Below are 24,458 nucleotides of genomic sequence, written 5' to 3'. Positions count from 1 at the left end.
ACCCCCTTACCCAAGGGGGTAAAGGGGGTTGGTGAACGGTCTCCCGACCCTTATTGAAGTGGCTTTAGGGGCTTTAGAAGGGGGTAAATGGATATTTTGATAATAATAAAAGAAAAATGGCTTCCACTGAAAGGCATTATAATAACGAGTTTGTATCTGTCAGTTTGTCTATCTTGCTGAAAATATCTTCATACTTAAAGTAAAATTCCTACATTTAATTCCTAATCAAAACAGTATATGGAAACCAAAGTTATCAAAATCACCCATGTTACAGGAACTTATATCATTGAGGCTGCTCATGGAAAACTTAATGATCTGAAGACCCAGCTGGACAAATGCCTGAACGATGAGCAGGGAGCTATTGTAGTAAAGGGTGAAGATGGAGATCAGTTTGTATATCCTTCCGGTCTTTTAAAAAATAGCTACATTGCAATTGTAGACCGTGAATAGAAGCTTTTTACAGGGATAAAATAAAAACGGCTTCCAATAATGGAAGCCGTTTTGTTCTTTATGTAGAGGAGATTATCCCTTTTTTAATTTTTCATTTTCTTCTTTTAAAGTTTTAATCTGCTCTTTCAGAAGATTAATGTATTCCTGCTGGTTTTCTAATAAATACTCTGGAATATTACAGTATTGATTGTAATTAATACTTGAATTATCATTTAGAGTAGGCTTGTCATTGTGTTGTATTTGAGATGTTTTCTCTTCTTTGATATCTTCTACAGGAACTTCCAAAGCTTTAGCCAGTTTTTCCCATTCGTCATCAAATATTCTGACATCTCCATTTTCTTTTCTGCTATAGTTGGAGACATCGGTGGCAAGAAGATCAGCAATCTGCTGCTGAGTATAGCCTTTCTGCTTTCTTAAAGTTCTTAGTTTTTCCATTGTCATAGGATACCTGTGTTTTTACAAATGTAGTGAAAAAATAATACTATAAAATAAAGACAATATCTATATGGGATAGAATTATTAAATTTTCTTGTAATTTATATTTTATAAAGAAAAGAATTATATTTGAGAGAAACTAAGACAGAAAATTAAAATTAAATGAATAGATTAATCATTGTAGGAAATGGGTTTGATCTTGCACATGGATTGCCCACATCATATTCTTCATTTTTAAATTTTATTTGGCAGGAATTTCATCAAACAACAACTAATCCATTATTTATGGAATTATTTGAAATTGACGAAATGCACTTGTCTACAAACGGGCTGAGTTATCAAGACTATAAAGATTTTTGTAGTAAAATGAAATTTAATTATAGGAGTAGTAACTATATGTTTAAAGATTCTTATTATGGTTCTACAAGTTTTAATCTTTTTTATAGAAACACTTTATCTGTTGATGAAGATTATCAAAAAGTATTTTCCTTTAAGAATAAATTTTTTGAATTAATAACAGTTAGACAGGCAATTAATTGGGTGGACATTGAAAACTCTTATTACCAAGTTTTGATATCATTAATTACAGGCGAAGGAAAATATATGCATATAGGCACTGTTAAACAACTAAACGAAGAATTCACTTCAATAAAAAATCTTTTAGAATATTATTTAACTGAAAAAATTGAAAAAAAATATCAGCTTAGTACTTCTTATTCTCATTGTGAATCTATTTTAAGTTTATTTGAGTATAAGTGTAAAAATTTAAAATCACAAGATAATGAGGATAATCTATTTTATTTAGAATTCCCACCCGACTATAGAAAAAAACTCGAAGATTTTGATTATTTATTTTCAGAAGGATACATCGATAAATCAAATAACGCTTATGAAAATTTCTTTTTGGATTTCAACTATACTTCCAATGTAGAAAATTATGTTACTAATTTAAATTTTAAAAATTCAAGATTTTTTGGTGAATCTTCACATATACAAATTCATGGTCAATTAAATGATGTTATTAACCCAATTAATTTTGGTTTTGGAGATGAGATGGATGATCATTATAAGTTTTTGGAAAAAACAAATGATAATGATTTTCTTGAAAATATTAAATCTTTTATGTATTTGAATAATTCTAATTATAGAAAATTATTAAACTGGATTGAAGCTGATGATTATCAAATATATATTATGGGGCATTCTTGCGGACTTTCAGATAGGACATTATTGAATACTTTATTTGAACATAATAATTGTAAATCCATAAAGATTTTTTATTATAAGGGAAAAGATGGATCAGACAATTTTAAAGAATTATCTCAAAATATATCAAGACATTTCAATAAAAAATCATTGATGAGACAAAAGGTTGTCGATAAAACACTGTCATTACCTTTGCCACAAAATGTAAGGTATGATCAAAAGACTATTTAGACAGGATAATTTTTATTTATATATTATTTTCTATAAAAAATAATTCCCCTGATTCCTAGTCTATTATTAGGTTTTGTTAAAATTTGTGTGGGAAAAGTTTTGCAGAAATTAAAAATCGTTCTATATTTGCACCACTGAAAACAACGGTATAGCCGGAGTTTAGGGAGAGTTGGCAGAGTGGTCGATTGCGGCAGTCTTGAAAACTGTTGACTGTAACAGGTCCGGGGGTTCGAATCCCTCACTCTCCGCAAAAAACCTTGAATCAAATGATTCAAGGTTTTTTTATTTGTAGCAATTACTGTAATTTTCAAAAATACTCCAAAAGTTTGTGGCAATTGTGCGGCAATTTTTAAATCGCTTAAAAATTATTACAGAAAACAGATTCAAAATGCTGTGAAAATCATTTAATTCTGCTTTTACCTCCTCTGTTCGGACTTTTTATTATGTTTTGAATAAAAGGATTGAGCAAAATTACCTCCTATATAATATCTTTGCAAATTAAAAGAAAAGTGACCATTTATAGCTTATCTGCATCTATTTTGGCAGGTAAATTACTCTCTTAGAAGGGGATGTTCAGTAATGTATTTATAAAAAATATATTTAAGATTAAAATTATGATTTTAAAAAATAGAAATGGGTGGATAATTTTCTTTTTATTACTGATTTTTACGATAAAATTGAACGGACAGGTATATTCCGAATTAGATATAGACAGCCTGCAAATAAAAGAGACTAAAAGGCTAATGGAAAATGGTGATTATAATGGAGTAATTGCTATGGAAAAGAAATTGCTGAAGCGGTCTAAGGAGCTAAATTATACCAAAGGGGAGATCAGAGGATATATGAATTTAGCTGATTATTTATGTGGGCTAAACAGGAATAAAGAGAGTTTTTACTTTCTCTCGATTTCAGAGAAAAAGCTGAGAGAATTTAATGAGGCCGTTTTGATTACAAGGTTGAATATAATTTATGGTAAGAACTATCATGGTTTGGGCTTATATAAGGAATCTCTTTTGAGCTTTAATAAGGCTATTCGGCTTGCCTACAATATATCCGATAAAGAAGAAAGAAACCGAGGGCTAAATTATATATACAATCAGAAAATGATTGCTTTCGCGGAAAAAGGTTTAATGGATTCCGTGTATTCAATGGAACGTAAATTACCTGTGAATTCTGAATTATACGTTTCTCGTGCTGAAAGGAATCTCAAAAGCAAAAAGCTGGATTCAGCAGAGTATTACCTGAATAAGGCCAGTTTATTTTTCAGTCAAGCCCCGGCCGAAAGTAGATCCAGAGTTTTACTGTCTTATGGAGAGCTTTATTTTTATAAGAAAGAATATGAAAAAGCATTGAAATACTATTTCCAGTCTTTACAAGTAGTCAAAAAAATTGGACTGAAAAAGTCTGAGAGAGTAATTTATCAACGTATTTATGAAAACTATAAGAAACAGAATGATATTGAAAGAGCCAATGAATATTTGGAAAAATATACTGCATTAAATGATAGTCTCAATAGTGTGGAAAGAAATATCTTAGATATTCCGATCAGGAGAATTACCGATGAAAATATTGAAAATGAAAAACAGAAAAAAAATGTTTTTTATTATATCATGATAGGGGTCATTTTATTAAGCATTATATTATTTGCTGTTTTATATAAAACGAACAAAAGTAGACAGAAACAAAAGGATCTACTGATTATGGAGAAAGAAAAGGAAACGGAAATTCTTAAGAAGCAATTATCTTCATCTATTGATGAATTGGTACAGCTCGCTAAAGAAAATTCACCTGAATTTTTTACCCGTTTTAATGAGATGTATCCTGAGTTCAGAAGGGAATTATTGGGAATTTCCCCTCGCTCAAAAGCCAGTGAGATTACTTTTTGCGCTTATTTATTTCTTAATTTTTCTACTAAAGATATTGCAGAATTTACTTTTACATCTCCTCGCACCGTGCAAACCCGCAAATATAATATTCGCAAAAAATTTAATATTCCTTCTAATGAAGATCTGTATATATGGATTCAGAATATTGCCAGAAATTAAAATAGAAATATACTCTGTTTCCCCCTGTAATTTGTTGTTAAGTTAATTTTACTTACTTCATTCGTATGGCAATCTCTTTTTTTGATCCTTTACAGAACCGTTAAAAAGCAGCTCTAACGAAAGAGTGATCCTCCATAAATCCGCTGATAAATGAAAACTCGTTTCCCTGCGGTTTCTTTTGGTATATTCTATTGGAACAAGGAGAATCGTTAAAGTGAATTCCTTTTTTATCATTAAAATTCTTGCTAAGGGGTAAATAAGATGTTTAAAGCATCAGTTTTTGTACTCTCAGAACAATAAAAGAGCTACCATATGGAATGAAAAAACTTCTGTTTTGTAAACAAAACAGAAGTTTAACAATAGGGAATTTTTCTTTAAAAGACAATCCTTATGATTGATATATTATTTCTCAAATAACTGGAAGGATACATCTGTTACTGTTATGTCCAGCAAATGAGCATTTCCTGTTGCATAATTACCATCTGCTGTTCCTGAATTATACTTTATAAGAGATTGAGTGGGTTTAATTCTGACCTGCAGTATATTATTAGTATTTAAAAGAGTAGTTCCCGTTAGGCTTGTTGTAAATAGCTTGGTTGAATTTACTGCTGCGAATCCTCCTGCCGCAATACTAATTATAGAAGAAAAAGTTCTGATAACAGCTCCATTCAGGATGAGCTCTATATCATATTGTACCCAATGGGTTTTAACGGGAACAATATTATTTATAGTTGCAAAAGCAAGTTTATAATCCAATGACAGTAAAAAATATTTATCTGTATTCACACTTTTTTTATCAAAGGTAATAGTATAAACAGGGTTAAAAACAGTGGAGGAAGGGACTGGACAAAGGCTATTAGTAGCCGTACAAGAGCCTACCATCTGGTCATAAGTATAAGATCCGTTAGAGGTATTTGCTGCATTAAACCCCTGCATAGCAGACAGCGCATATGTGTTAAATGTTGGGATATCATTGATACTGGCCATCTTAAACCAGCTGGGAGACGCTGGTGTTCCGTTATTATAATAGAGTCCTGAACCTCCGGTAATGGCAGCGTTGGTATTGTAAACCACCAGACCGTTGGCAGGAGAAGAAACGGTAGTTCCATCAGTAAGATTTTGTAAGCTTAGTCTGGGCAATAAAATCCCCTTACTTCCGGAACTGATGTCTAATATTGCAGAGCTATTGGGAGAAACGGTTCCTAGTCCTACACTTCCTGTGGGGGTGACTACAACATCATTAGTCTGCTGCAATGCTGTTGGAACTCCTGTTGCAGCATTATCCTTATTTCCGTCAATATGGAATACACCTTGAGGATTACTGGTATTAATACCAACCTGCCCTTTACTGTATAAGGCCATTAAAAATGCTGTAAGTAATACAAATTTTTTCATCGTAGAATTTTTTAGTAAATAAATTACTTGTTTTAAATTTTTACAAAAGTGATAAAGAAAACAGGCAATCCTATAAAATCAACATACGTATTACATACGTATATTCGTGTACTACAAAAACATTTTAAACCAACAAGCTGGTACAACAATGCTACAACGTAATACAGCATTATACAACATTCTACAACAGTGCTACAACAGTTCTACAACATAATGCAATATACAGGCAAAAAGATAAATTTTAATTTACCTTTTCATAAAGTAGTAGCGTAATGCCATCCAATTATTTTAAACATACGATCTGATATTTACAGGATCTGTTGGGATGTCAGCTATTGAGGCAGCAAAGATTAAACAGCAGAAACTATTATTTATTTCAGAAGGCGTAAACATGCTTATAATATCTAAGATGGAGTAAGAAAAAAGAGGTATTAATCCTGAAGAATAATCCCAAAATTTAATGAAGATAAAAAGTAGGGAATATGTAGTTCACGAAGATGATCTAATACTGAGATTATTTGTACAACTCCTTTTCTATAAAATTATTGAATCGTTTTAAGAATTCCTTTGCGCGTGTTTCTTTGTTTCTGATTAATTCTTGTTTGCTCAGGGGATTTTTGGTATTTGAATCAAACATTATAGTTTCTGACATTCCGGAGGAGCTGTGCATTAGTTTGATGTTTTTAGCAGGATCTTTTATGTATTCAAGCCAAAGTTTATTGAATTTTTCCTTTGTCAGGAAGATTTCTGCCGTTTTTGAATCGATAAGTGAAAAGCTGTCGTTGAGCTTCTGGCTTCCAACCATATTGAAAATATGAGTTCCCTCTTCATCTTCAATATGTAAGATCAAGCCGGGCAGGCCACAAAATTTATAAGGTCCGTCCTGAATTTGAATGTCATTGGTAAACCATGCAATCCAGTTTCTTCCGCCGAAATGGGTGGTAGCCTTCTGCGCTTTAAAACCCTCGAAAGTTTTTGTTTCAGGAAGAACCTCCCAATTGATTTTATTGAGTTCTTTTACGGCAACATTACTGGCATTAAGAGAAGTGTGGTACACTGTTTCCAAGCCTGGATACATTTTGGAAACCCTGAAATTGGCTTTCGGATGTTGGATCTTTCTAAAGTCAATATGGATGGTATTTGAAACCTTTCCTTTTTCAAGTTCCGCATTGAAAAGAGAATCCCGCGTAATCAGCAAAGCGCTGTAAAAATAAGATCCCTTTTTGGTAATATCGAGATTCATAATCTCCTTTTCCACCTTATCCTTGTTTAATGTATCCATCTTGAACGAATATTCATAGACAAATCTTTGATTTTGAGAAAACAAAATTCCGGAGATAAAAAGTAAAAGAGTAATGATGATTTTCATTTTCTATTTTGAATAATGGTCGTTTTTAAATTAACAGATGACTCATGACATCATTCAAATATAAGCAATGTTTCTAAAAATAGACGGTCTGCCTATCTATGAACCAGCAAAAGCGAAAGTTTCAGGAATCTTAAACACTTACTTTCTTGTACTTTTTGATGTATAAATCGTTCCTGTAAAAAGAACAATGATATTCCGGCCTTGCGGAAAATCTTGATCTATGGTATTTTGTGGGTCATCATAAAAATCTATTTTTGCATTGAACAGCATAAAAGGCATTATAACTGATCATGTTGTTTCCTTAAAAAACTAAACCTTAAAACTAATTAAACCATGAAAATGAACAAAACTACACCGTATTTGTTTTTACGAATACACGCTCTTTTTTCCCAGTAATTTAAAACAATAGTAAGTCCTTAAAATTTCTTAAGGGCTAGAGCTGACATCTGCAAAATTCTTTTAAAATCAACGCTTATTCATTGATTAATATCCCTGTTTCTCTATGGATTCATCTGATTCTGAGGTGTTTTTGGATGTTCGGATTACTTGTGGTATGGAGTTCAGAAACCATGTAAACGAAGCGGAACTGAAAAGCTATACGAGTAGGAAAATATCATGAAAATTAAAATATGAGAAAAATACTTTTATTAGGTGTATTCATCAGTATACACTCCTTTGCGCAATGTTGGCAAAGTCTTAATGCAGGAAATGAGCATTCAGCAGGAATCAAAACAGACGGATCACTGTGGGGATGGGGAACTAATTTTTCAGGAGAATTAGGTGACGGAACCTCGATGACCAGAAAAGTGCCACGCCGGATAGGAAAAGTTACAGACTGGAAAACGATCAGTTCCGGAGGTAACATGACTTTCGCTATTAAAAATAATGGAACATTATGGGGCTGGGGACGTAACGATTACGGGCAATTGGGAGATGGAACTATCGGTATAAAGAATATTCCAATACAGATAGGAACAGATACGAATTGGCAAAGTGTTAGTATTGGGGAGGACTTTTCGGTAGGAATCAAAATAGATGGAACGCTATGGACGTGGGGACGTAATGATTCCGGACAATTGGGAGATGGAACTACCATTTCAAAAAAGACCCCAACGCAAATTGGAATAGATACCAACTGGCAAAGTATTGATACAGGATATAAGTTTGTCTTAGGAATCAAAACAGACGGGACATTATGGGCATGGGGTACTAATACTTCCGGGCAACATGGAGATGGAACTAACATTTTAAAAAAGATCCCTACACAAATAGGAACAGATACGAATTGGAAAAATGTTGACGCTGCAGATAGTTATTCATTAGGTCTGAGAACAGATGGAACACTCTGGGCATGGGGTCAGAATGTTTACGGGCAATTAGGGAATGGCACTAACGTTTCAAAAAAAATCCCGCAGCAAGTTGGAACAGCAACCGACTGGCTTTATATAGGGGCTAAAAATGGAGCTGCATTTGCAACAAAGACAGATGGAACCCTTTGGTCATGGGGATATAATGCTTTTGGACAATTGGGGCATGGAAACGACACTTCAAGTGCCACATTTCCCCCTACACAAGTTGGCTCTTCTACAGACAATCTCCAAATCTATGTAGGAAAAAATCATGTTCTTGTAAAAAAAACCGATGGTACTTTTAGATCTTGTGGTTTAAATAGCTCAGGTCAGTTAGGCGATGATACCACTATTGAAAGAGATTCGTTTGTAGAGATTGCCTGCCCTGAAGTTTGCATCTCTCCGACACAGTTTTCAACAAATAATATTACTTCGGCAGCAGCTACTATTAGCTGGACGGCAGCAACCCAAGCTCCCAGCAAAGGCTATTTGTACATGTATAGCACAAATACTGCGATGAGTGGAAATAATGGAACGACTGCTTCTACAACCGTCAATTTAACAAACTTGCTGCCTGCAACTACTTATTACTGGTGGGTGGCCTCTGATTGCGGATTCAGCCAGGCGGTTTGGCTGGAAGGCGGATCCTTTACTACACTTCCTGCAACTGAACCAGGCTGTTGGAAAAATGTGAGTGCCGGTCTTAATCATTCCATAGGATTAAAAAAAGACGGAACATTATGGGGCTGGGGAGATAACTCTGATGGTGCGCTGGGAGATGGAACTACCATTAACAGAAATATACCCGCACAAATAGGAACTTCTGATAACTGGGTGAAAATAGTAGCCGGACTTTCTTATTCGGCAGGAATAAAAGCAGATGGAACACTTTGGACTTGGGGATGGAATTATGACGGGCAACTAGGGGATGGAACTACAGTGAATAAAACCTTACCTATACAAGTGGGAATAGCAACAGACTGGGTGAATATTGCAACCGGAGATGGTAATATGGCTGCCATAAAATCTGATGGAACGCTTTGGGGCTGGGGAAATAATAAGAGTGGACAATTAGGGGATGGCACAACAGTGAACAAAACCTTACCTATAAAAATAGGAACAGCTACTGACTGGCTAAGTGTATCCTCCAAAGGCAATCATACGCTTGCTATCAAAACAGATGGAACACTTTGGGTTTGGGGAGATAACAAGTTTGGACAATTAGGAGATGGTACAACAGTGAATAAAACCTTACCTATGCAAATAGGAACAGCTACAAACTGGAAAGCTATTGAAGGAGGAAGGACTCATTCGATGGGACTCAAAACAGATGGTACAATCTGGGCCTGGGGAGATAATAGATGGGGACAATTGGGAGATGGTACAACAGTGAATAAAACCTTACCTATACAGGTTGGAACTGCAACAGACTGGCGAAATTTTAGCAGCGGCACTAATGGTTCCACTATAGCTGTAAAAACAGATGGAACGCTTTGGACGTGGGGATATAATGCCTCAGGACAATTGGGAGATGGATTAACAGTACACAGATCTATTCCAATGCTTATCGGAACTACCACCGACTGGCAAAGCATCTCAGCAGGAGCTCAAAATACATTGGCTATCAACACGAACGGACTTTTAGTGATCTCTGGTACTAATAGCCACGGAGAGCTGGGAGATGGAGGAGATACTCAAAGAACAATTTTTACACCTGTTGGATGTCCTGCAAATAATGTAGTGGTAAATGGAACTTCAGCAAACAAAGGTTTGAACATGGATAAATCCTCATTCAATGCAGATCAGCTTAAAGTCTATCCTAATCCGGTATATAATATTCTGAACCTCTCATTGGATCAGAAAATTCTTTCAGCAGCAGTTTACAATACAGCGGGAAAAGAGGTACTTGCTAAAGTAATCAATGATACTAAAGGAACAGTTGATTTTTCAGCTCTGTTACCGGGTATTTATCAGGTGATAGTGCATTCAGTGAATGGCACTGTAAAAACTGTAAAAGTAATCAAACGCTAAACATGACCATTATAAAATTCATTGAGAAATAAACTGAATAGTTCTCTCTTGAGAACGTTCATCGGAAAAATAAGATTATTTATGCAGAAAGGCCTTGAATCATTTGATTCAAGGCCTTTTTATTGCTGAATATCCCATGATGATCATTGCGCTGCAAGATCTCCTGAAATCTTTTTTATGCAATCCAAAAATGTCCTGCAGAATACGTTTTGGCTTTCCCTGCCACAATCACTCTTTCATTCTTGTTTTCACAATAAAGCTGGCCGCCTCTTTCAGAGATCTGACGGGCAAAAAGCTTATCTTTTCCTAATCTTTCAGACCAGAAAGGAATAAGCGAGCAGTGGGCAGAGCCGGTAACAGGATCTTCAAGAATGGAGGACTGTGAAGTAAAATATCTTGAGACAAATTCACTGTCCGTACCTGCTGCTGTCACGATAACACCTCCCGGATCCAGATTGATAAGATCAAAAATAGATCTTTCAATTTTTATGTTTTTGATATCCTCCTCAGCATCATAGACCAGCACATAATCTCTGGATTTGAAGACTTCTTTAGGCTGTATGGTAAGAGATCGGGTGATAATATCCGGAAGAGTAGCTGTTTCAGGCATTCTTGATGGAAAATCCATATAATACATCCCATCTTTTACTTCTACAGTCAATGCACCGCTTTTGGTGTCAAAGATTATTCTATTGCTCTTATAATTTAAGATGGTGGCCAAACAATGAGCCGTTGCAAGGGTAGCATGTCCGCACAGATCCATCTCTATTTCAGGAGTAAACCATCTAAGGTGAATCGTATTGCCGTTATCAATGAAAAAAGCTGTTTCTGCTACAGCATTTTCACGGGCTATTTTTAAGAGGGTTTCATCTGGTAACCAATTTTTTAATGGAACAACACACGCAGGATTTCCACGGAAAATCTCATCTGTAAAGGCATCTATTTGATATAATTCTAACTTCATGATTGGTAAAAATTTCATTTGTATAAAGATAATCTTTTCAGAAAGCCGATCCTAATTATTCATACTTCTGTAAAATAGTTATTTATAGAATTCTGGAGCTAAAAAACAGTTGTGGATTTAATCTTCTTATACAAATTAATAGTTGTTTCTTCCTTATACAGCTTGTCATAATTTTTCCACATACAGATGGAGATTTCTTTACACCTATTTCTTCAAAAACGATTCTGTAACCTATAGTTTTGTACTATTAAAAACAGGAAACAATGAAAAAATATTTTTATAATTTTCTTCATTCAGATTTTTCAGGGTACCAGCTAGCACTATCTACGGTTTGTTTACAGAGAATCTAAAACTTACCATAGCTGCTGTATCATAAAATCCTTATACAGTTTAATTTCCTAAGATTTATTCACTTTATCAATAACTCATAATCATATCATAATGTTTAAAAATTTTACTGCATTATCAATCGCGGCCGCTTTGCTTTCTTACAATATGGGATCTGCTCAAAGTGTGGGGATCAACATGGCCCAACCCGGATCAACACTGGATGTTAACGGATCCTTGGCTGCAAAATACACTTCTGTTACCTCTGCAGCTTATGCCATGACTTCGGGAGATTTTCACATCTCGTATAACGGAACGGCCAATGCTGTTTTCACCCTTCCGGCAGCAGTTTCAGGAACAGGCAATTTCAGAGGGCGTATGTATACCGTTAAGAATAACACCGCTTTTACGGTTACGGTAACTCCTGCGGCTTCAGAAACAATTAATGGAAGTGCAAGTGCCGCAATAGGACCTAACCAAAGCCTGCAGCTGATCAGTACCGGACTTACAGGCGCTGTTTCTACATGGGAAGTCTCAGGAAATACCAATATTACAGCAAGTAATGGACTTACTGCTGTAGGAGAGGATGTGAGACTTGGTGGTACACTTTTGCAAAATACAGCGATTGATTATTTAGATAAAGCTTTATACTTCAGAAGTAATGTGAATGGATCAGGACTTACATCCATCAGTAATACAAACTCCGGAACCAATGCTTCAGCTCTTTTAAGGCTTACTAATGATACGGGAAGTTCTATGGATATGTTCCTTAATTCTTCAACCAAAACCACTGAAGGAGGAGTCAATGCAGGAACAATCAATAATATAGGCGGTGCTCTTACTATAGCAGGGAATAATAATGTTGCCCAATTTAAGCTAAGTCAGGCCAGTGGTGGTGATTATTTTTATAATGCAGACCGAAAGCTTAATTTCAACGGAGATGGTGATATTACCGCCTTTGGTGCAGCAGGGAATGCTCTTAATGCCTATAATGGGCTTCTAACGTTAAAAGGAAACAGCAGCAGTCCGGCATTTGCTCAGGTAACAGTAGGTACTACAGGTTTTCGATATTATTATGGCAATAATGCCAATAGCATGCTCGATATTGATGGGAATGGTGATATCAATATGAACAGACCAGAAGTTGGTGGTATTGGCGGAAATAAAGTTGCAGCCACGAAAGGGCATCTTGATTTAAGCGGATACAACACGCTGAATGGTTCTGTTACTCAGATCTATCTTGGCGCAGAAGGATTCAAATACAGTTATAACGGAAGCACGAAAGTAACTATTGACGGTAACGGGCTGGTGAGTGCGGCAGGAGGTTTTGTCAATACTTCGGACATGCGTTTAAAAACTCAGATTAAAGAAATAGGGTATGGTCTCAGTACCATTATGGCATTGCAGCCGAAACAATACGAGTTATCTGCTAATACTCAGATTAAAGAGGGAAAACCTGCTGTAAATCCTGTACAGAAAACACAACATAAAATCGGATTCCTGGCGCAGGATCTTTATAAAGTAATTCCTGAGGCGGTCTATAAACCGAAAGATGACACAAAAGAAGCCTGGGCCGTCGACTATGCTTCCCTTGTTCCCGCCCTTACAAAAGCCATTCAGGATCAGCAGAATGAAATAGAAGAGCAAAAAGTCACAATTAAAAAACTGGAAACAGAAATGGAAACAATCAAAAAGAAATTAGGATTGAATTGATTGAAATGTCCACGGTTCTAAAAACACACGATAAGAATGATTATCTTATTTTTATGAGGAGAAACATTTTAATGAACCATCCCTCGGTTTTCATTTTTTTGATTTTTCAATACGTTGCTAAAGTCTGTCTTATACAGACTTTTTTGTATTTAATAATGTGGTATTCTTTCCATATTTGGAGGTAGATGTAATCTTGGTATTGTGATACTTTTTTGTTGATTTGTGAAAATTGTAAGTAGTTGGTATTCTTTATTGTATGTGTTTTGTTGTTAAAATTTTATTTTAATTAATTGAAAAGAAAATTATAGTTATTTTTTATTTATATTATGTTTTTTGTATGAAATTAATTTGTATCTTTCATATGTTATTATGACTGTATCTTATTGTTTATTATTTAATTATATTGTTTTTAGATATATTTTCAGTCTTTTTTATTGATTGATTTGTTTAATAAAAATAATATATGATTAAAAAAACGATAATCATTAAAACATACAATCATGAGTAATGAAAAATTTAACCCCCTAGAGCTTCTCAAACAGAAGTTCAGATATCCTTTCCCAACTCTAAAAAATCCACATGCTGAACAGCTTCAGGAGATTACTGAAAATCAATGGATTGATGGAGAATATCTATGGCTCTATGAAAACAATCCTGATGTACGTAAAAAATACAAAAAGACTAAGACGGCACATATTGCTGCACAATGGTTTCCAACAGCTTCTGCTGAACGATTCAGGCCAATCTGCAGGTTAATGCTATGGACTTTGTACAATGATGATTTGTATGAGGAATGTGCTCCGGAAGAGATAGATTTCATACATGCCCAGTCGATCGCGATATTGAACGGAGGTATTACTGCTGAGCAATCCGGAATACCTCTTGGTCCTATGTTGGCTTCACTAAAACAGGAACTGCAGCAGTTTATTCCACAAGAGTCAATGCATCGTTTTACCCAGATGATCAGCAAATACTTTAACGGACTTAAAAAGGAGCAGGAATACAAAAAAAATAAAATGTTCCCAACAATAGCAGAATGTATCGTACTAAGGGAGGATTCCATCTGTTTGTATCCTTTCCTGCAGCTTACTGAAGTTGAAACTGGAGTTATTCTGCCTCCTGAGATTCATGATCATCCCGTGCTCCGCCGCCTGCAAGCGTTAGCTTGTCATTTGGTAACTTTTTTCAATGAAGTGCAGTCTGTTGTGAAAGATGAGGCTACAGGAAGTATTTACTATAACATTGTAAAAGTAATCCAGAATGAATATCATGTCTCATTAGAAGAGGCATGTCTGGAAGATTTGAGACTTCATAATGAAGACCTGAAAGAGTTTATAACACTGCAGGCATCACTTCCGGATTTTGGGATATGGCATGAAGCTGTGGTTAACTGGGTTCATTATATGAGCATGGTACTGAGTGGCTGGAAAAATATATCCACCCAACTTGACCGTTACAACAGAACTGAATTTCCGAGTGCTTCAGAATTAAAAGAAACCCTGGAACAGAATCAAATTCAATAAAAATTTGAATGCTCAGGATCGTATTTATTTAAGGACAAAGAATTTTAAAATATAAATCAAATGACAGCAGAACAATTTAATAGTGCAGATTATTTACCACAAGGATTTTACCCATGGCCAGATCTTATTAACCCACATGCTGAACAAATGGGGAAAGATATGGATGCTTGGATTGATAATGATTATACTTTTTTGACAGAAAAACAACGGAAAATTTATAAAAAAATGGAATTGCATATGTGTACTGCACGTATGTGGCCACATTTAACCTATGAACAAGCTATTCCATGCAATAGGTTCATGCTTCAGTATGTTGCTCTTGATGATCAGATAGAACACTCGTCCCTCGAGGAGATTCAGCAGTTACGGATTCGTTGTACTGATATTTTGAGAGGTGCTTCACCCAGCCCGGAGGAAAATGCTCTTTATCATCATATAGCATTGATTCGTGATGAATTTCGTGCGCTGATGCCTGATATGTGGATGGAACGTTTTATCTACTATTTCTATCAATCCTTCAGATATGGAATAGAACTGGAATACCCTTATAAAATAGCAAACCGCCCGCCATCACTGAATCTTTATAAGACCATTAGGGAATATTCTGTTCTAATGCGTCCTTATTTGATTTTTGGTGAGATTGAATCAGGGCTTGTCTTGCCAGAGCATATTTTTGAACATATAGTTGTACAAAAGATGATTTCCCATATGACTTTGGTTGTTGCCTGGCAAAATGACCTTCATTCTCTGCCCAAAGAAATGGCGAAAGGAACAGAAGTTTTTAATCTGGTTTTTGTATTGCAGCAGGAATATAATCTTTCGTTGGAGGATGCTTGTGCAGAGGCTTTACGTATTCATAATGAAGAATTGGCAAATTTGATGGCTTTACATGCAGAGTATCGGGAGTTTGGTGAATATCAGGAATACGTTGATAAGTTTGTTTTTTATGCTGGAGTTGGGCTTCAGGGAGTTAATACTTTTTATCTGGAAACAAATAGATATAAACATGGAGGAGTAGGTTTTGCGTGGCCTGAGGATAATCATGCCACAAATAAGAACCTATAGTTTATTGGGTGGCTTTTATTCATGTATCTTTATTTAAATATAAATTTATACTGTTGAGCTTATATGGCAAAGCCATTATTCTTCTTCTCAACTTGGTACTTTATCTATCTTGGACGTGCTGTTGATACTGTAGTTCATGAGCATCATGCAATACAGATTGCTATAAGTCTTGAGGAGAAAATAGAGGTGCTTTTATGGTTCTTCCGGTCAGATTACTTATGATACCATTTCTTTTTCAGGAATACACTTGCTTTTACAAGAAATATTAACACCGGAACTTCTACCAAAGGACCAATCACTCCTACAAATGCCTGTGCTGAATGAATACCGAAGACGGAGATCGCAACAGCAATGGCCAGTTCAAAATTGTTTCCTGTAGCTGTAAAGGCAATAGATGCATTTTTATCATAAGGAATTTTTAATGATTTGTTGATGATAAAGCTCACGAAAAACATAAGAATAAAATAGATCACCAAAGGGATTGATACTTTAATTACATCCATTGGAAGCTCCAGTATTTTTGAACCTTTCAGGCTGAACATCAATACAATGGTAAATAATAAAGCGTACAGTGTAACGGGTGATATTTTAGGAATGAATTTTCTGTTGTACCATTCCGTTCCTTTAGATTTTATCAGGAAATAACGACTGAGAAAGCCTGCCAGAAAAGGAATTCCAAGGTAAATCAGTACACTTTCTGTAATATCTTTCACAGAAACATTTACATTAAAACTGGCCAGACCTAACTGATTGGGAAGCACATTAATAAACAGCCAAACCATAAAACTGTACGTAAATACCTGAAAGATGCTGTTTAAGGCAACCAGTAAAGCCGCATATTCTCTGTTCCCTTTAGCAAGATCATTCCAGACAATTACCATGGCAATACATCTTGCGAGCCCGATCAGTATCAGCCCTGACATATAATCAGGTTCGTGTCTTAGAAAAAGAATCGCCAGTCCGAACATCAAAACCGGACCAATGATCCAGTTGAGGAATAAGGAGACTCCAATTGCTTTTTTATCCTTAAATACCAATGGCAGAAGTGAGTAATCAACCTTTGCCAATGGGGGATACATCATAAGAATAAGGCCTATTGCCAGAGGAATATTGGTAGTTCCTACAGACTGTGAATTGATGATATTAGGAATAACCGGAAACAAATGTCCCAAAGCAATTCCAATACCCATGGCAAGAAATATCCATAACGTAAGATAACGATCCAGAAACTTTAATCTTGGCTGCATAATTATTTTTTGATTTTTGAAAAAACATAGAACATTTCTTCTGCTATTTGTAGGCTTCTTTCAGTATATATTGCTTCCTGCTCCGGGGTATTGTCTGAAACCTTTGGATCTTCAAAGGTAATGGGGATTCTTTTTTCTGCCCCGGCAATAAACGGACATCCTCCATCAGCCTGTGAACAAGTCATAATGGCTGCAAATCCTGATACAGGGTTGAAATGGCTGTCATATTTCTTGGAAAAACCAATGATAGGAAGATGGTTGTCATCGTATTTTATAGCATACACGGGATTAGCCGTATCGGCAATACTAAAGACTGTAAAACCCTGCTTCGCTAAGACTTCTGCAATCTTGGGAAATACGGCTGTTGTCTCCGTTCCCCCGGAATAACAGTTAACTTTCGGAATCGTAAAGAAAGTGGCTGCGGCCTGTGCCCAGACCTGTGCCAAATGGCTGCGGCGGGAATTATGGGTGCAGATAAAATTCAGATTGATTTCTTTGCCATCATCTACCTTTTGCTGGATAAAACTGATGAGTGGTTCCAGAGTTTCTTTTCTATCAGTCTCTATATTTTCCCATTGTAAAGACTGAACTGTATTTGATAATTCTTGGTACATAGTATTATATAATGATCAATTAGCAACAGCCTGATGCCGGATTGCATGCTGATGTTGAGGTTACAGATAATTCAGACAGGTTTTTCTTTGGTTTTTCCGAAGGAATGCCACAGGCTTCCTGTGCAAGGCAGGCTGTAGTCTTGTTCTTAAGGACAAAGTTTTTCCCGTTAAATTCCAAATCATACTTACCAATGGTTTCCCCTTGATATTCTACTTCAATTTCTGAATCTTCTATTCCCAGTTTTTCTTCAGAAAGCTGAATGATATGAAGCAGTTTCCCCGGTTTCAGACGATGTTCATAATCATCCGCATTCCATAGCTGGAAGTTGACCACTTTTTCACTTCTGATTACACCGCCGCAATCAATGAATTTTTTGATAATCTGACCTACTTCCGTTACATGGAAATGCTCAGGGACAAACGTTCCGTTTTCCAATTGAAATTCAACATTTTCCAATGACGGCAGAATTTCTTTGATTTCTGATAGTCTCATAATAGATTAAAATTTAGTGAGTAATTATTTTAAATTGTTATATTGCAATATTACGATATATTAGATGAAAAAAATGCTTTAGCAGCATTGTTTTATAGTAACATCCTGATTAAAAAACAGATTGAATTCATTTTGAAACTGTTTCCAGGTATTTTCATTGATGCAGTAGCATACCGACTTTCCTTCAATTGAACCTTTGATAATACCGATATTTTTCAATTCTTTTAAATGTTGGGAAATGGTAGCTTGCGCAAGACCAAGTTCTTCAACAAGGTCGTTACCTATACATGCCTTCTGATTAATGATATGCTGTAAAATAGCTATCCTTGCAGGGTGACCCAACACTTTAAGTAAAGAAGCCAGCTTGTTTTGCTCTTCAGTATAAATGTCTGTTTTAGTTACTCCCATTACCTTTATTTTTATATTGCAATATTACGATGTTAAATTAATATAACAATGAAAAAACTTTCTAATTTTAAAGAATTTGAATTAAAACATTGAATATCAAATATTTAAATTATATATGTTTAATGATTGCAGAAAAAAAAGATGAAGCCGAAATGAGCCTCATCTTTTGATTGATAATTAGGGTAAACTAATCTTTTTACCTTGTTCAGGGAAAATATAATTTACGTTTAGAGGATTGTTTTTCAATAATTCCTTTTTGATAAGTTCGGGATTATCACCTGTCGGTTTTCTATGGGTAACGACAATATTGAGCCCTTCAAGATTGTTCTGACCTGTTTTTTCTTTCAGCTTACTTAATTCTTCAACCAGAAGATTAGGAGTAAGGTGGCCAAACAGAAGATGCTCAGGCTGGCTGTTAGGGAAAGAAACTTCAATTAATATGGTATTCAGTTTTCTTTTTTTAACCAGAGGAGCAATGGTATTCCAAAGATGATCCAGACGGTCAGATTTTTCAATGCGGTCTGCACCTGTATCTCCCAGATACAATAAATAGTGTTCATCTCTTCTTACCAATGCCGCACTGCTTTTATAAGGGTTTACATGGCTCAGTTCATAACCTGTGATAAAGAAAGGTGTTTTAGGTGCAGGGATTTCAGCGCCTTCCTGAAGTTCATTATAGTGGTATTTTCCAAGGATAGGTTTTTGTCCCTGATCCGCAAAATTGATCCAGGTATCTGTGATGAAGTAATGATTCTGTAAAATCTGAATCACAGGTGCTATAGCAAAAATATCCTTTTTGGAGTCGGCCGGGGAATTGATGATCAGTCCTGATAAATGATCCAGATGACCATGCGACACAAAATATCCTTTTATCTGATCTTTTAACACTGTTTCCGCTGATCCTTCAAGACTTTTTAATTGAATTGCTTTCCGTATTCCGGCATTTACGGTACCGGCATCAAGACATAGAAATGCATTGTCTTTCGGTGCTCCTACCAGATAGGCTGATAAATTATCTTCCTGCTCACCGCCATATATCCCTAAAGGAATAACATCAAAATTTTGTGCCTGACAAACAATATTCAGAAGTAGGGCTAATAAAGAAACTGCTGTTTTTTTCATAATACTTACAATAGAAAACCACCTTATAACAAGATGGTCAGACAAATTTACGCTATTTTTGGGGACTGGCATTCTTTATCAGGAAAGCCTGCTGATTTTCAGTAGGCTTTATTTTTAATCGTATTTATTGGGGCTGTTGCTGGGTTACGCAGTGTACCATTCCGCCATTGGCAAATAAATTACGGCAGTCTATTCCCACTACCTGTTTGCCAGGATACAGCTGCTGAATAATGTTATTGGCCACAGCATCATTGGGGTCGTTGTAATTAGGTACCAATATGCGGTTATTTGCGATATAATAATTAATATAAGAAGCACGGCCTACATTTTTTCCATAGGTTGTTATTACATCATTTCTTGTGAGGGGTACTTTTACAAAATGATAAGCAGATCCGCTTTTTGTGGTAGCATCATATAGCTTATTAATATCACCATCCGGAACCTGCCAGTAGTTAAGATCATCAGGATTCATAGTGATAATCGTGGATGAATTGGCAAATCTTGCGAAACCATCAATGTGCATATCTGTGATATCAAGACCGGCTTTTCCATTCAGCCAGATAAATTTGGTTACCCCCAGATTTTTAGTAAATATGGCTTCTGCTTCCTGTTGAGTCATTCCCGGATTTCTGTTATTATTCAGGATAGAACTTTTACAAGCCATCAAGACTCCGTTTCCGTCAATTTCCACACTTCCGCCTTCATTAATCATCACTGAGTTAAGATTGATTTTTGGAATATTGGTATCGGTAGCTATTTTGGAAGGAATGGTGTTGCATTTGCTGTAATCGGCTTTATTACCCCAGCCGTTAAATCCCCAATCCTGAATAAATAACTGTCCGTTTTGATCCTTCACATAGATAGGACCGTTATCTCTTACCCAGAAATCATCTGTCTGATAAAGCTTGAAATTAATATGGGTAAGCGGAACTCCGGCATTGTTTAACAGGGCTGTAATACGATCCTTTTCTACACCGTCATAAGCAATGATGTGAACTTTTTCACTTTGTACCAGTTCTTTGGCCATCGCTACCCATGTTGCATCCAGTCTGTTACGGTAAGTAGTTCCATATTGATACTGATGGGGCCATTGAAGCCAGGTTCCTTCGTGTGTTGCCGATTCTTCCGGCATTTTGTAAAGAGCTGCCACGGGGTTCACCGTATCTGGATTCTCTACTGTATCTGTCTGTGAACAGGAAAGTAAAAGGGCAGGCAAGAGCAGGGACAAGATTTTCTTTTTTTGCATAATTGATCTATTTTTAACAGGGCAAAATTAGATCGATAAAAGCTGTAAAAGTTGTCCCAAATTGACAACTTACTTCAGGGGCAATAAAATATAAGTCAGCTGTTTTTCCTGGTCCTCTTCATTTTCAGCATGCCTTTCATATTTTTCGATAATAGGAGTGTGGGTGAATTCAAGACCTGAATTAAAAATCCAGCGGGAATAGATTTTGGTATAGGTTTCATCAATTGTGTCATAGCTGCCTGCGTGGGTGAAGCGGGCATATTTTCCTCCCAATATTGTTTTTGAAGGAAGCTTTTTTTGGGCAGACTGTACGGAAGAACATGCATCATACCGACAGTTGATTTCAGTGGTAATCAATGGTTCATCTGCGATGACTCCAAAATAAGCTGTCCCGGAATCAGGAAACTCATTTTCCATAAATTTTTCCCACAGAACTTCAATTTCTTCATTGTTGTAATAGGTGTTAATACTCTGATAATATACCTGCATGGGTTTCAAAAATACAATTTCGGGCTCCAGCAAAATATCTGATGTGACCGGAATGATGGCGTCTCCACAAAGGAGCTGTTCTTTACTTTGTCTTGCTGCTTTGGGTGAAATCCCAAAATGTTGTTTAAAAGCTTTGGAAAAAGAAGCGATATTGGCGAAACCTACTTCAATAGCAATGGAGGTAAGGTTTTCCTGAGTATAAAGAATCCGTTTATAGGCATTTTCTACTTTTAATCTTTGCTGGAAAGCTCCAATGGTTTCCCCACAACTGTACTTAAAAATGCGCTGGATATTTCGGTAGGAGTAATGGGAAATATCTTCCAGTTCTTTTACAGAGACGGGCTGATCGTAGTTCTTTTCCATGAAATTGATAATTCTGTAAATACAATTCAGGTTGTCTTCCATAAGCTTTGAAATTTTCAGAAATAAATTACAAATAAAAGAAATAAAAAAATGTCTCAGCAATGTTGTATTTTAGCTTTCGGTAAAACCATAATTTTTGCCATTTTAAAAACCCAAAAACAACCCAAAAACTTGAAATAAACCATGGAAAAAGAATTATCACAATTAACCGACCATGAATTATTAGAAAAGAAAAAAGAAATCAAATCCAATAACATTCTCAATGCTGTACTTCTGGGAGTAATGGTTGGTATTTCTATTTATAGTACCATAACGGGCGGTTTCGGATTTCTGACTGTTTTGCCATTATTTTTTGTAGGTTCTATTGTGAGCCGCTGGAATAAAAATAAGAAACAATTAGAAGAAGAATTAAACTCCAGAAACCTGAAATAAATGCACGGGTTTAACAGACAAACAGAAGCGGGAGCAGTAGCTTATTTCCGTTACTGTATAAAAAACGGAGATGCTGTAGGTGCATTAAGCTGTTTTCATCCCGAAGCGGTCTATATAGATAGGGATGGGAGAGAGCTGAGAGGGCTTGATCAGATCGCATTGGCAATGAATGAGATTTGCCGTTTACAACTGGATATTCAGGGTGAAACTCCCCATGTAACCGTTGTGAATGATCTTGCCATGTGGCTAGACCATTGGGAAATGACCGGAAAAGCTCCGGACGGGCATCTGATTGAAATGAAAGGCCATACTTCCTGTATCATGAAAAGAAATGAAGACGGAGAATGGCTGTGGCTGGTTGATAATCCTTTTGGTGCTGCTATACTTAAAAATGATAATATGGTGTAAAGAAAAAATAAAAAACCTTCAGATCAGTTCTGAAGGTTTTTATATTTAATCTATCGAATATTGATTTTAATTACGCAAAAACTGGCCAATTCCCGGCGAATCAAAAGTAAAGACATTTTGATTTTCAGATTTATCAATTTTGTTGCTGATGGTTAATGCCCATAGCACCAATTCTTTACAGAAATTCTGATCTTCAGCGTTGAGTTCAGAGGTATTTTCTTCCACTACCGCTGTCAGAGGAGCTATCTTATCAAGCTTAGCATAAAATTCTTCATCTGTATCGTTGTAATTAAGTTCTAAATGGTTTTTATTGAACCATCTGATCAGATCGGTATAAGGTGTTTTGATGCCTTCTTTTTCCAGTTTGGAAATACGGGGGAATATACTTTCAAATTGAGTCATGACTGCTTTGTCAATCAGAATTTTGGCTACGTAATCAGCTCCTTCCTGTTCTCCTTCATATACCAGTTCAATTTTTCCTGTAATAGACGGAATGATAGACATGAAGTCGAGCAGCCGGATGGTGGTTTTCTCTGCTCCGGATTCAATCAGACGTAATTTGGCGGCTGCAACTAAGTTTTCCATTGCACTGATCGTCAAACGGGCACTTACACCGCTTTTTGCATCTACATATTCACTGATTCGGGCTGCAAAAGCTACTTCTTCCAAAAGATCTTTCGCCAGATCAGGAATCTGTATCTGTGCTTTATCTTCAGCAGAGATCAGGGCTTCCTGCTCGGTAATCTGTCGGGCAAGAGCAATTGTTTTTGGATAATGGGTGAAAATCTGCGATCCGATTCTGTCTTTCAATGGAGTTACAATACTTCCTCTGTTGGTATAATCTTCCGGATTGGCTGTAAAAACAAATTGAATATCAAGAGGCATTCTCAGCTGGAATCCCCGGATCTGAATATCTCCTTCCTGTAAAATATTAAACAGGGAAACCTGGATTCGGGCCTGTAAATCAGGCAATTCATTTAAAACAAATATGGAACGGTTAGCACGGGGAATCATTCCGTAATGGAGAACACGTTCATCAGAATAAGGAAGTTTTAAAGTGGCCGCTTTGATAGGGTCTATATCACCGATTAAATCAGCCACATTCACATCCGGAGTGGCCAGTTTTTCATAGAAACGTTGAGAGCGGTGTACCCAGGAAATAGGAGTTTCATCACCCAATTCATCAATGAGGTCTTTGGCAAATTTTGAAATGGGATGAAACGGGCTGTCGTTGATTTCGGAACCTTTTACAACAGGCATATATTCATCAAGCAGATTAACCATACTTCTTGCAATTCTGGTTTTTGCCTGGCCGCGCAGTCCAAGTAAATTGATGTGGTGCCCGGCAAGAATTGCTTTTTTCAATTGGGGAACCACGGTGTCTTCATAGCCCCAAAGTCCTTCGAATACTGGTTCTTTAGCTTTAATCCTGGCAATTAAGTTGGCCTGAATTTCCTCATTAATTGTTTTATGGGTATAACCGGAGTCTTTTAATTCTTTAAATGTGATATCGTTTTTCATTTCTTGTAATAC

21 protein-coding genes and 1 tRNA gene are annotated in these 24,458 nt (G+C 36.1%); 10 read left to right on the top strand and 12 right to left on the bottom strand.

Translation table 11 applies throughout. The annotated features are described in order from the left end of the window. Positions 1 to 237: 237 nt before the first annotated feature. The gene (locus ODR02_RS00960) at positions 238 to 450 is read left to right on the top strand and encodes a glyceraldehyde-3-phosphate dehydrogenase (RefSeq protein WP_209785091.1); all 213 of its coding nucleotides are present in this window, start codon (positions 238 to 240) and stop codon (positions 448 to 450) included. Positions 451 to 522: 72 nt separating this feature from the next. Here ODR02_RS00960 and ODR02_RS00955 read toward each other — a convergent pair whose 3' ends face one another. Continuing rightward, positions 523 to 885 carry a helix-turn-helix domain-containing protein gene (locus tag ODR02_RS00955; RefSeq protein WP_309511354.1) on the bottom strand — a complete coding sequence of 121 codons (363 nt, stop codon included), beginning with the start codon at positions 883 to 885 and terminating at the stop codon, positions 523 to 525. 162 nt (positions 886 to 1,047) lie between these two features. Between ODR02_RS00955 and ODR02_RS00950 the strand changes: the two genes are divergently transcribed. The 3 genes from ODR02_RS00950 (at position 1,048) to ODR02_RS00940 (ending at position 4,367) form a co-directional block, all read left to right on the top strand. After that, positions 1,048 to 2,322: an AbiH family protein gene (locus ODR02_RS00950; RefSeq protein ID WP_309511353.1), complete on the top strand. Its 1,275-nt coding sequence runs from the start codon at positions 1,048 to 1,050 to the stop codon at positions 2,320 to 2,322. 163 nt (positions 2,323 to 2,485) lie between these two features. After that, a tRNA-Ser gene (locus ODR02_RS00945) sits at positions 2,486 to 2,570 on the top strand. A gap of 366 nt (positions 2,571 to 2,936) precedes the next feature. Continuing rightward, positions 2,937 to 4,367 carry a tetratricopeptide repeat protein gene (locus tag ODR02_RS00940; protein WP_309511352.1) on the top strand — a complete coding sequence of 477 codons (1,431 nt, stop codon included), beginning with the start codon at positions 2,937 to 2,939 and terminating at the stop codon, positions 4,365 to 4,367. 402 nt (positions 4,368 to 4,769) lie between these two features. Here the strand turns inward: ODR02_RS00940 and ODR02_RS00935 are convergent, their stop codons facing one another. Together ODR02_RS00935 and ODR02_RS00930 are read right to left on the bottom strand one after the other, a co-directional pair. Further along, positions 4,770 to 5,762, bottom strand: coding sequence for a hypothetical protein (locus tag ODR02_RS00935; RefSeq protein WP_309511351.1), 993 nt, complete (start codon positions 5,760 to 5,762; stop codon positions 4,770 to 4,772). 514 nt (positions 5,763 to 6,276) lie between these two features. Beyond that, positions 6,277 to 7,131 carry a GLPGLI family protein gene (locus ODR02_RS00930; protein ID WP_309511350.1) on the bottom strand — a complete coding sequence of 285 codons (855 nt, stop codon included), beginning with the start codon at positions 7,129 to 7,131 and terminating at the stop codon, positions 6,277 to 6,279. A gap of 629 nt (positions 7,132 to 7,760) precedes the next feature. Here ODR02_RS00930 and ODR02_RS00925 point away from each other — a divergent pair. Then, positions 7,761 to 10,511, top strand: a complete 2,751-nt coding sequence (locus tag ODR02_RS00925) for an RCC1 domain-containing protein (protein ID WP_309511349.1) — start codon at positions 7,761 to 7,763, stop codon at positions 10,509 to 10,511. A 175-nt stretch (positions 10,512 to 10,686) separates the two neighbouring features. Here ODR02_RS00925 and ODR02_RS00920 read toward each other — a convergent pair whose 3' ends face one another. Continuing rightward, positions 10,687 to 11,475, bottom strand: coding sequence for a PhzF family phenazine biosynthesis protein (locus ODR02_RS00920; RefSeq protein WP_309511348.1), 789 nt, complete (start codon positions 11,473 to 11,475; stop codon positions 10,687 to 10,689). Between the two features lie 441 nt (positions 11,476 to 11,916). Here ODR02_RS00920 and ODR02_RS00915 point away from each other — a divergent pair, with 441 nt between their 5' ends. The 3 genes from ODR02_RS00915 to ODR02_RS00905 all read left to right on the top strand — a co-directional run bounded on the left by ODR02_RS00915 (position 11,917) and on the right by ODR02_RS00905 (position 16,103). Further along, a complete protein-coding gene (locus ODR02_RS00915; RefSeq protein WP_309511347.1) occupies positions 11,917 to 13,515 on the top strand; it encodes a tail fiber domain-containing protein in 1,599 nt (532 codons plus the stop codon). A 500-nt stretch (positions 13,516 to 14,015) separates the two neighbouring features. Further along, positions 14,016 to 15,038: a terpene synthase family protein gene (locus ODR02_RS00910; protein ID WP_309511346.1), complete on the top strand. Its 1,023-nt coding sequence runs from the start codon at positions 14,016 to 14,018 to the stop codon at positions 15,036 to 15,038. Between the two features lie 60 nt (positions 15,039 to 15,098). Next, positions 15,099 to 16,103, top strand: a complete 1,005-nt coding sequence (locus ODR02_RS00905; RefSeq protein ID WP_209784943.1) for a terpene synthase family protein — start codon at positions 15,099 to 15,101, stop codon at positions 16,101 to 16,103. 212 nt (positions 16,104 to 16,315) lie between these two features. Here ODR02_RS00905 and arsB read toward each other — a convergent pair whose 3' ends face one another. The 7 genes from arsB to ODR02_RS00870 all read right to left on the bottom strand — a co-directional run bounded on the left by arsB (position 16,316) and on the right by ODR02_RS00870 (position 22,127). Beyond that, complete coding sequence (arsB, locus tag ODR02_RS00900) at positions 16,316 to 17,350, bottom strand: ACR3 family arsenite efflux transporter (RefSeq protein ID WP_209784942.1); 1,035 nt, start codon at positions 17,348 to 17,350, stop codon at positions 16,316 to 16,318. A 2-nt stretch (positions 17,351 to 17,352) separates the two neighbouring features. Then, on the bottom strand, positions 17,353 to 17,964 hold the full coding sequence (locus ODR02_RS00895) for an arsenate-mycothiol transferase ArsC (RefSeq protein WP_209784941.1): 612 nt from the start codon (positions 17,962 to 17,964) through the stop codon (positions 17,353 to 17,355). A gap of 19 nt (positions 17,965 to 17,983) precedes the next feature. Further along, positions 17,984 to 18,457 carry a DUF6428 family protein gene (locus ODR02_RS00890; RefSeq protein ID WP_309511345.1) on the bottom strand — a complete coding sequence of 158 codons (474 nt, stop codon included), beginning with the start codon at positions 18,455 to 18,457 and terminating at the stop codon, positions 17,984 to 17,986. A gap of 78 nt (positions 18,458 to 18,535) precedes the next feature. Continuing rightward, on the bottom strand, positions 18,536 to 18,865 hold the full coding sequence (locus ODR02_RS00885) for an ArsR/SmtB family transcription factor (protein WP_209784939.1): 330 nt from the start codon (positions 18,863 to 18,865) through the stop codon (positions 18,536 to 18,538). A gap of 177 nt (positions 18,866 to 19,042) precedes the next feature. Beyond that, a complete protein-coding gene (locus ODR02_RS00880; RefSeq protein ID WP_209784938.1) occupies positions 19,043 to 19,987 on the bottom strand; it encodes an MBL fold metallo-hydrolase in 945 nt (314 codons plus the stop codon). A 124-nt stretch (positions 19,988 to 20,111) separates the two neighbouring features. Then, on the bottom strand, positions 20,112 to 21,233 hold the full coding sequence (locus tag ODR02_RS00875; RefSeq protein ID WP_309511344.1) for an agmatine deiminase family protein: 1,122 nt from the start codon (positions 21,231 to 21,233) through the stop codon (positions 20,112 to 20,114). A gap of 69 nt (positions 21,234 to 21,302) precedes the next feature. Next, complete coding sequence (locus tag ODR02_RS00870; protein ID WP_209784936.1) at positions 21,303 to 22,127, bottom strand: AraC family transcriptional regulator; 825 nt, start codon at positions 22,125 to 22,127, stop codon at positions 21,303 to 21,305. Positions 22,128 to 22,268: 141 nt separating this feature from the next. On the opposite strand from ODR02_RS00870, the gene ODR02_RS00865 reads away from it, so the two are divergent. Both ODR02_RS00865 and ODR02_RS00860 read left to right on the top strand, forming a co-directional pair. Then, on the top strand, positions 22,269 to 22,517 hold the full coding sequence (locus ODR02_RS00865; RefSeq protein ID WP_149387858.1) for a DUF92 domain-containing protein: 249 nt from the start codon (positions 22,269 to 22,271) through the stop codon (positions 22,515 to 22,517). After that, complete coding sequence (locus ODR02_RS00860) at positions 22,518 to 22,925, top strand: YybH family protein (protein ID WP_209784935.1); 408 nt, start codon at positions 22,518 to 22,520, stop codon at positions 22,923 to 22,925. Positions 22,926 to 22,991: 66 nt separating this feature from the next. Here the strand turns inward: ODR02_RS00860 and ODR02_RS00855 are convergent, their stop codons facing one another. After that, the gene (locus ODR02_RS00855) at positions 22,992 to 24,446 is read right to left on the bottom strand and encodes a sigma 54-interacting transcriptional regulator (protein WP_209784934.1); all 1,455 of its coding nucleotides are present in this window, start codon (positions 24,444 to 24,446) and stop codon (positions 22,992 to 22,994) included. Between the last annotated feature and the right edge of the window lie 12 nt (positions 24,447 to 24,458).

The sequence above is a fragment of the Chryseobacterium sp. CFS2 genome, from assembly GCF_036543225.1.
Lineage (GTDB): Bacteria > Bacteroidota > Bacteroidia > Flavobacteriales > Weeksellaceae > Chryseobacterium > Chryseobacterium culicis_A.
Note: the sequence above shows the minus strand (reverse complement) of the source record. Positions and strands in the feature narration are given on the sequence as shown.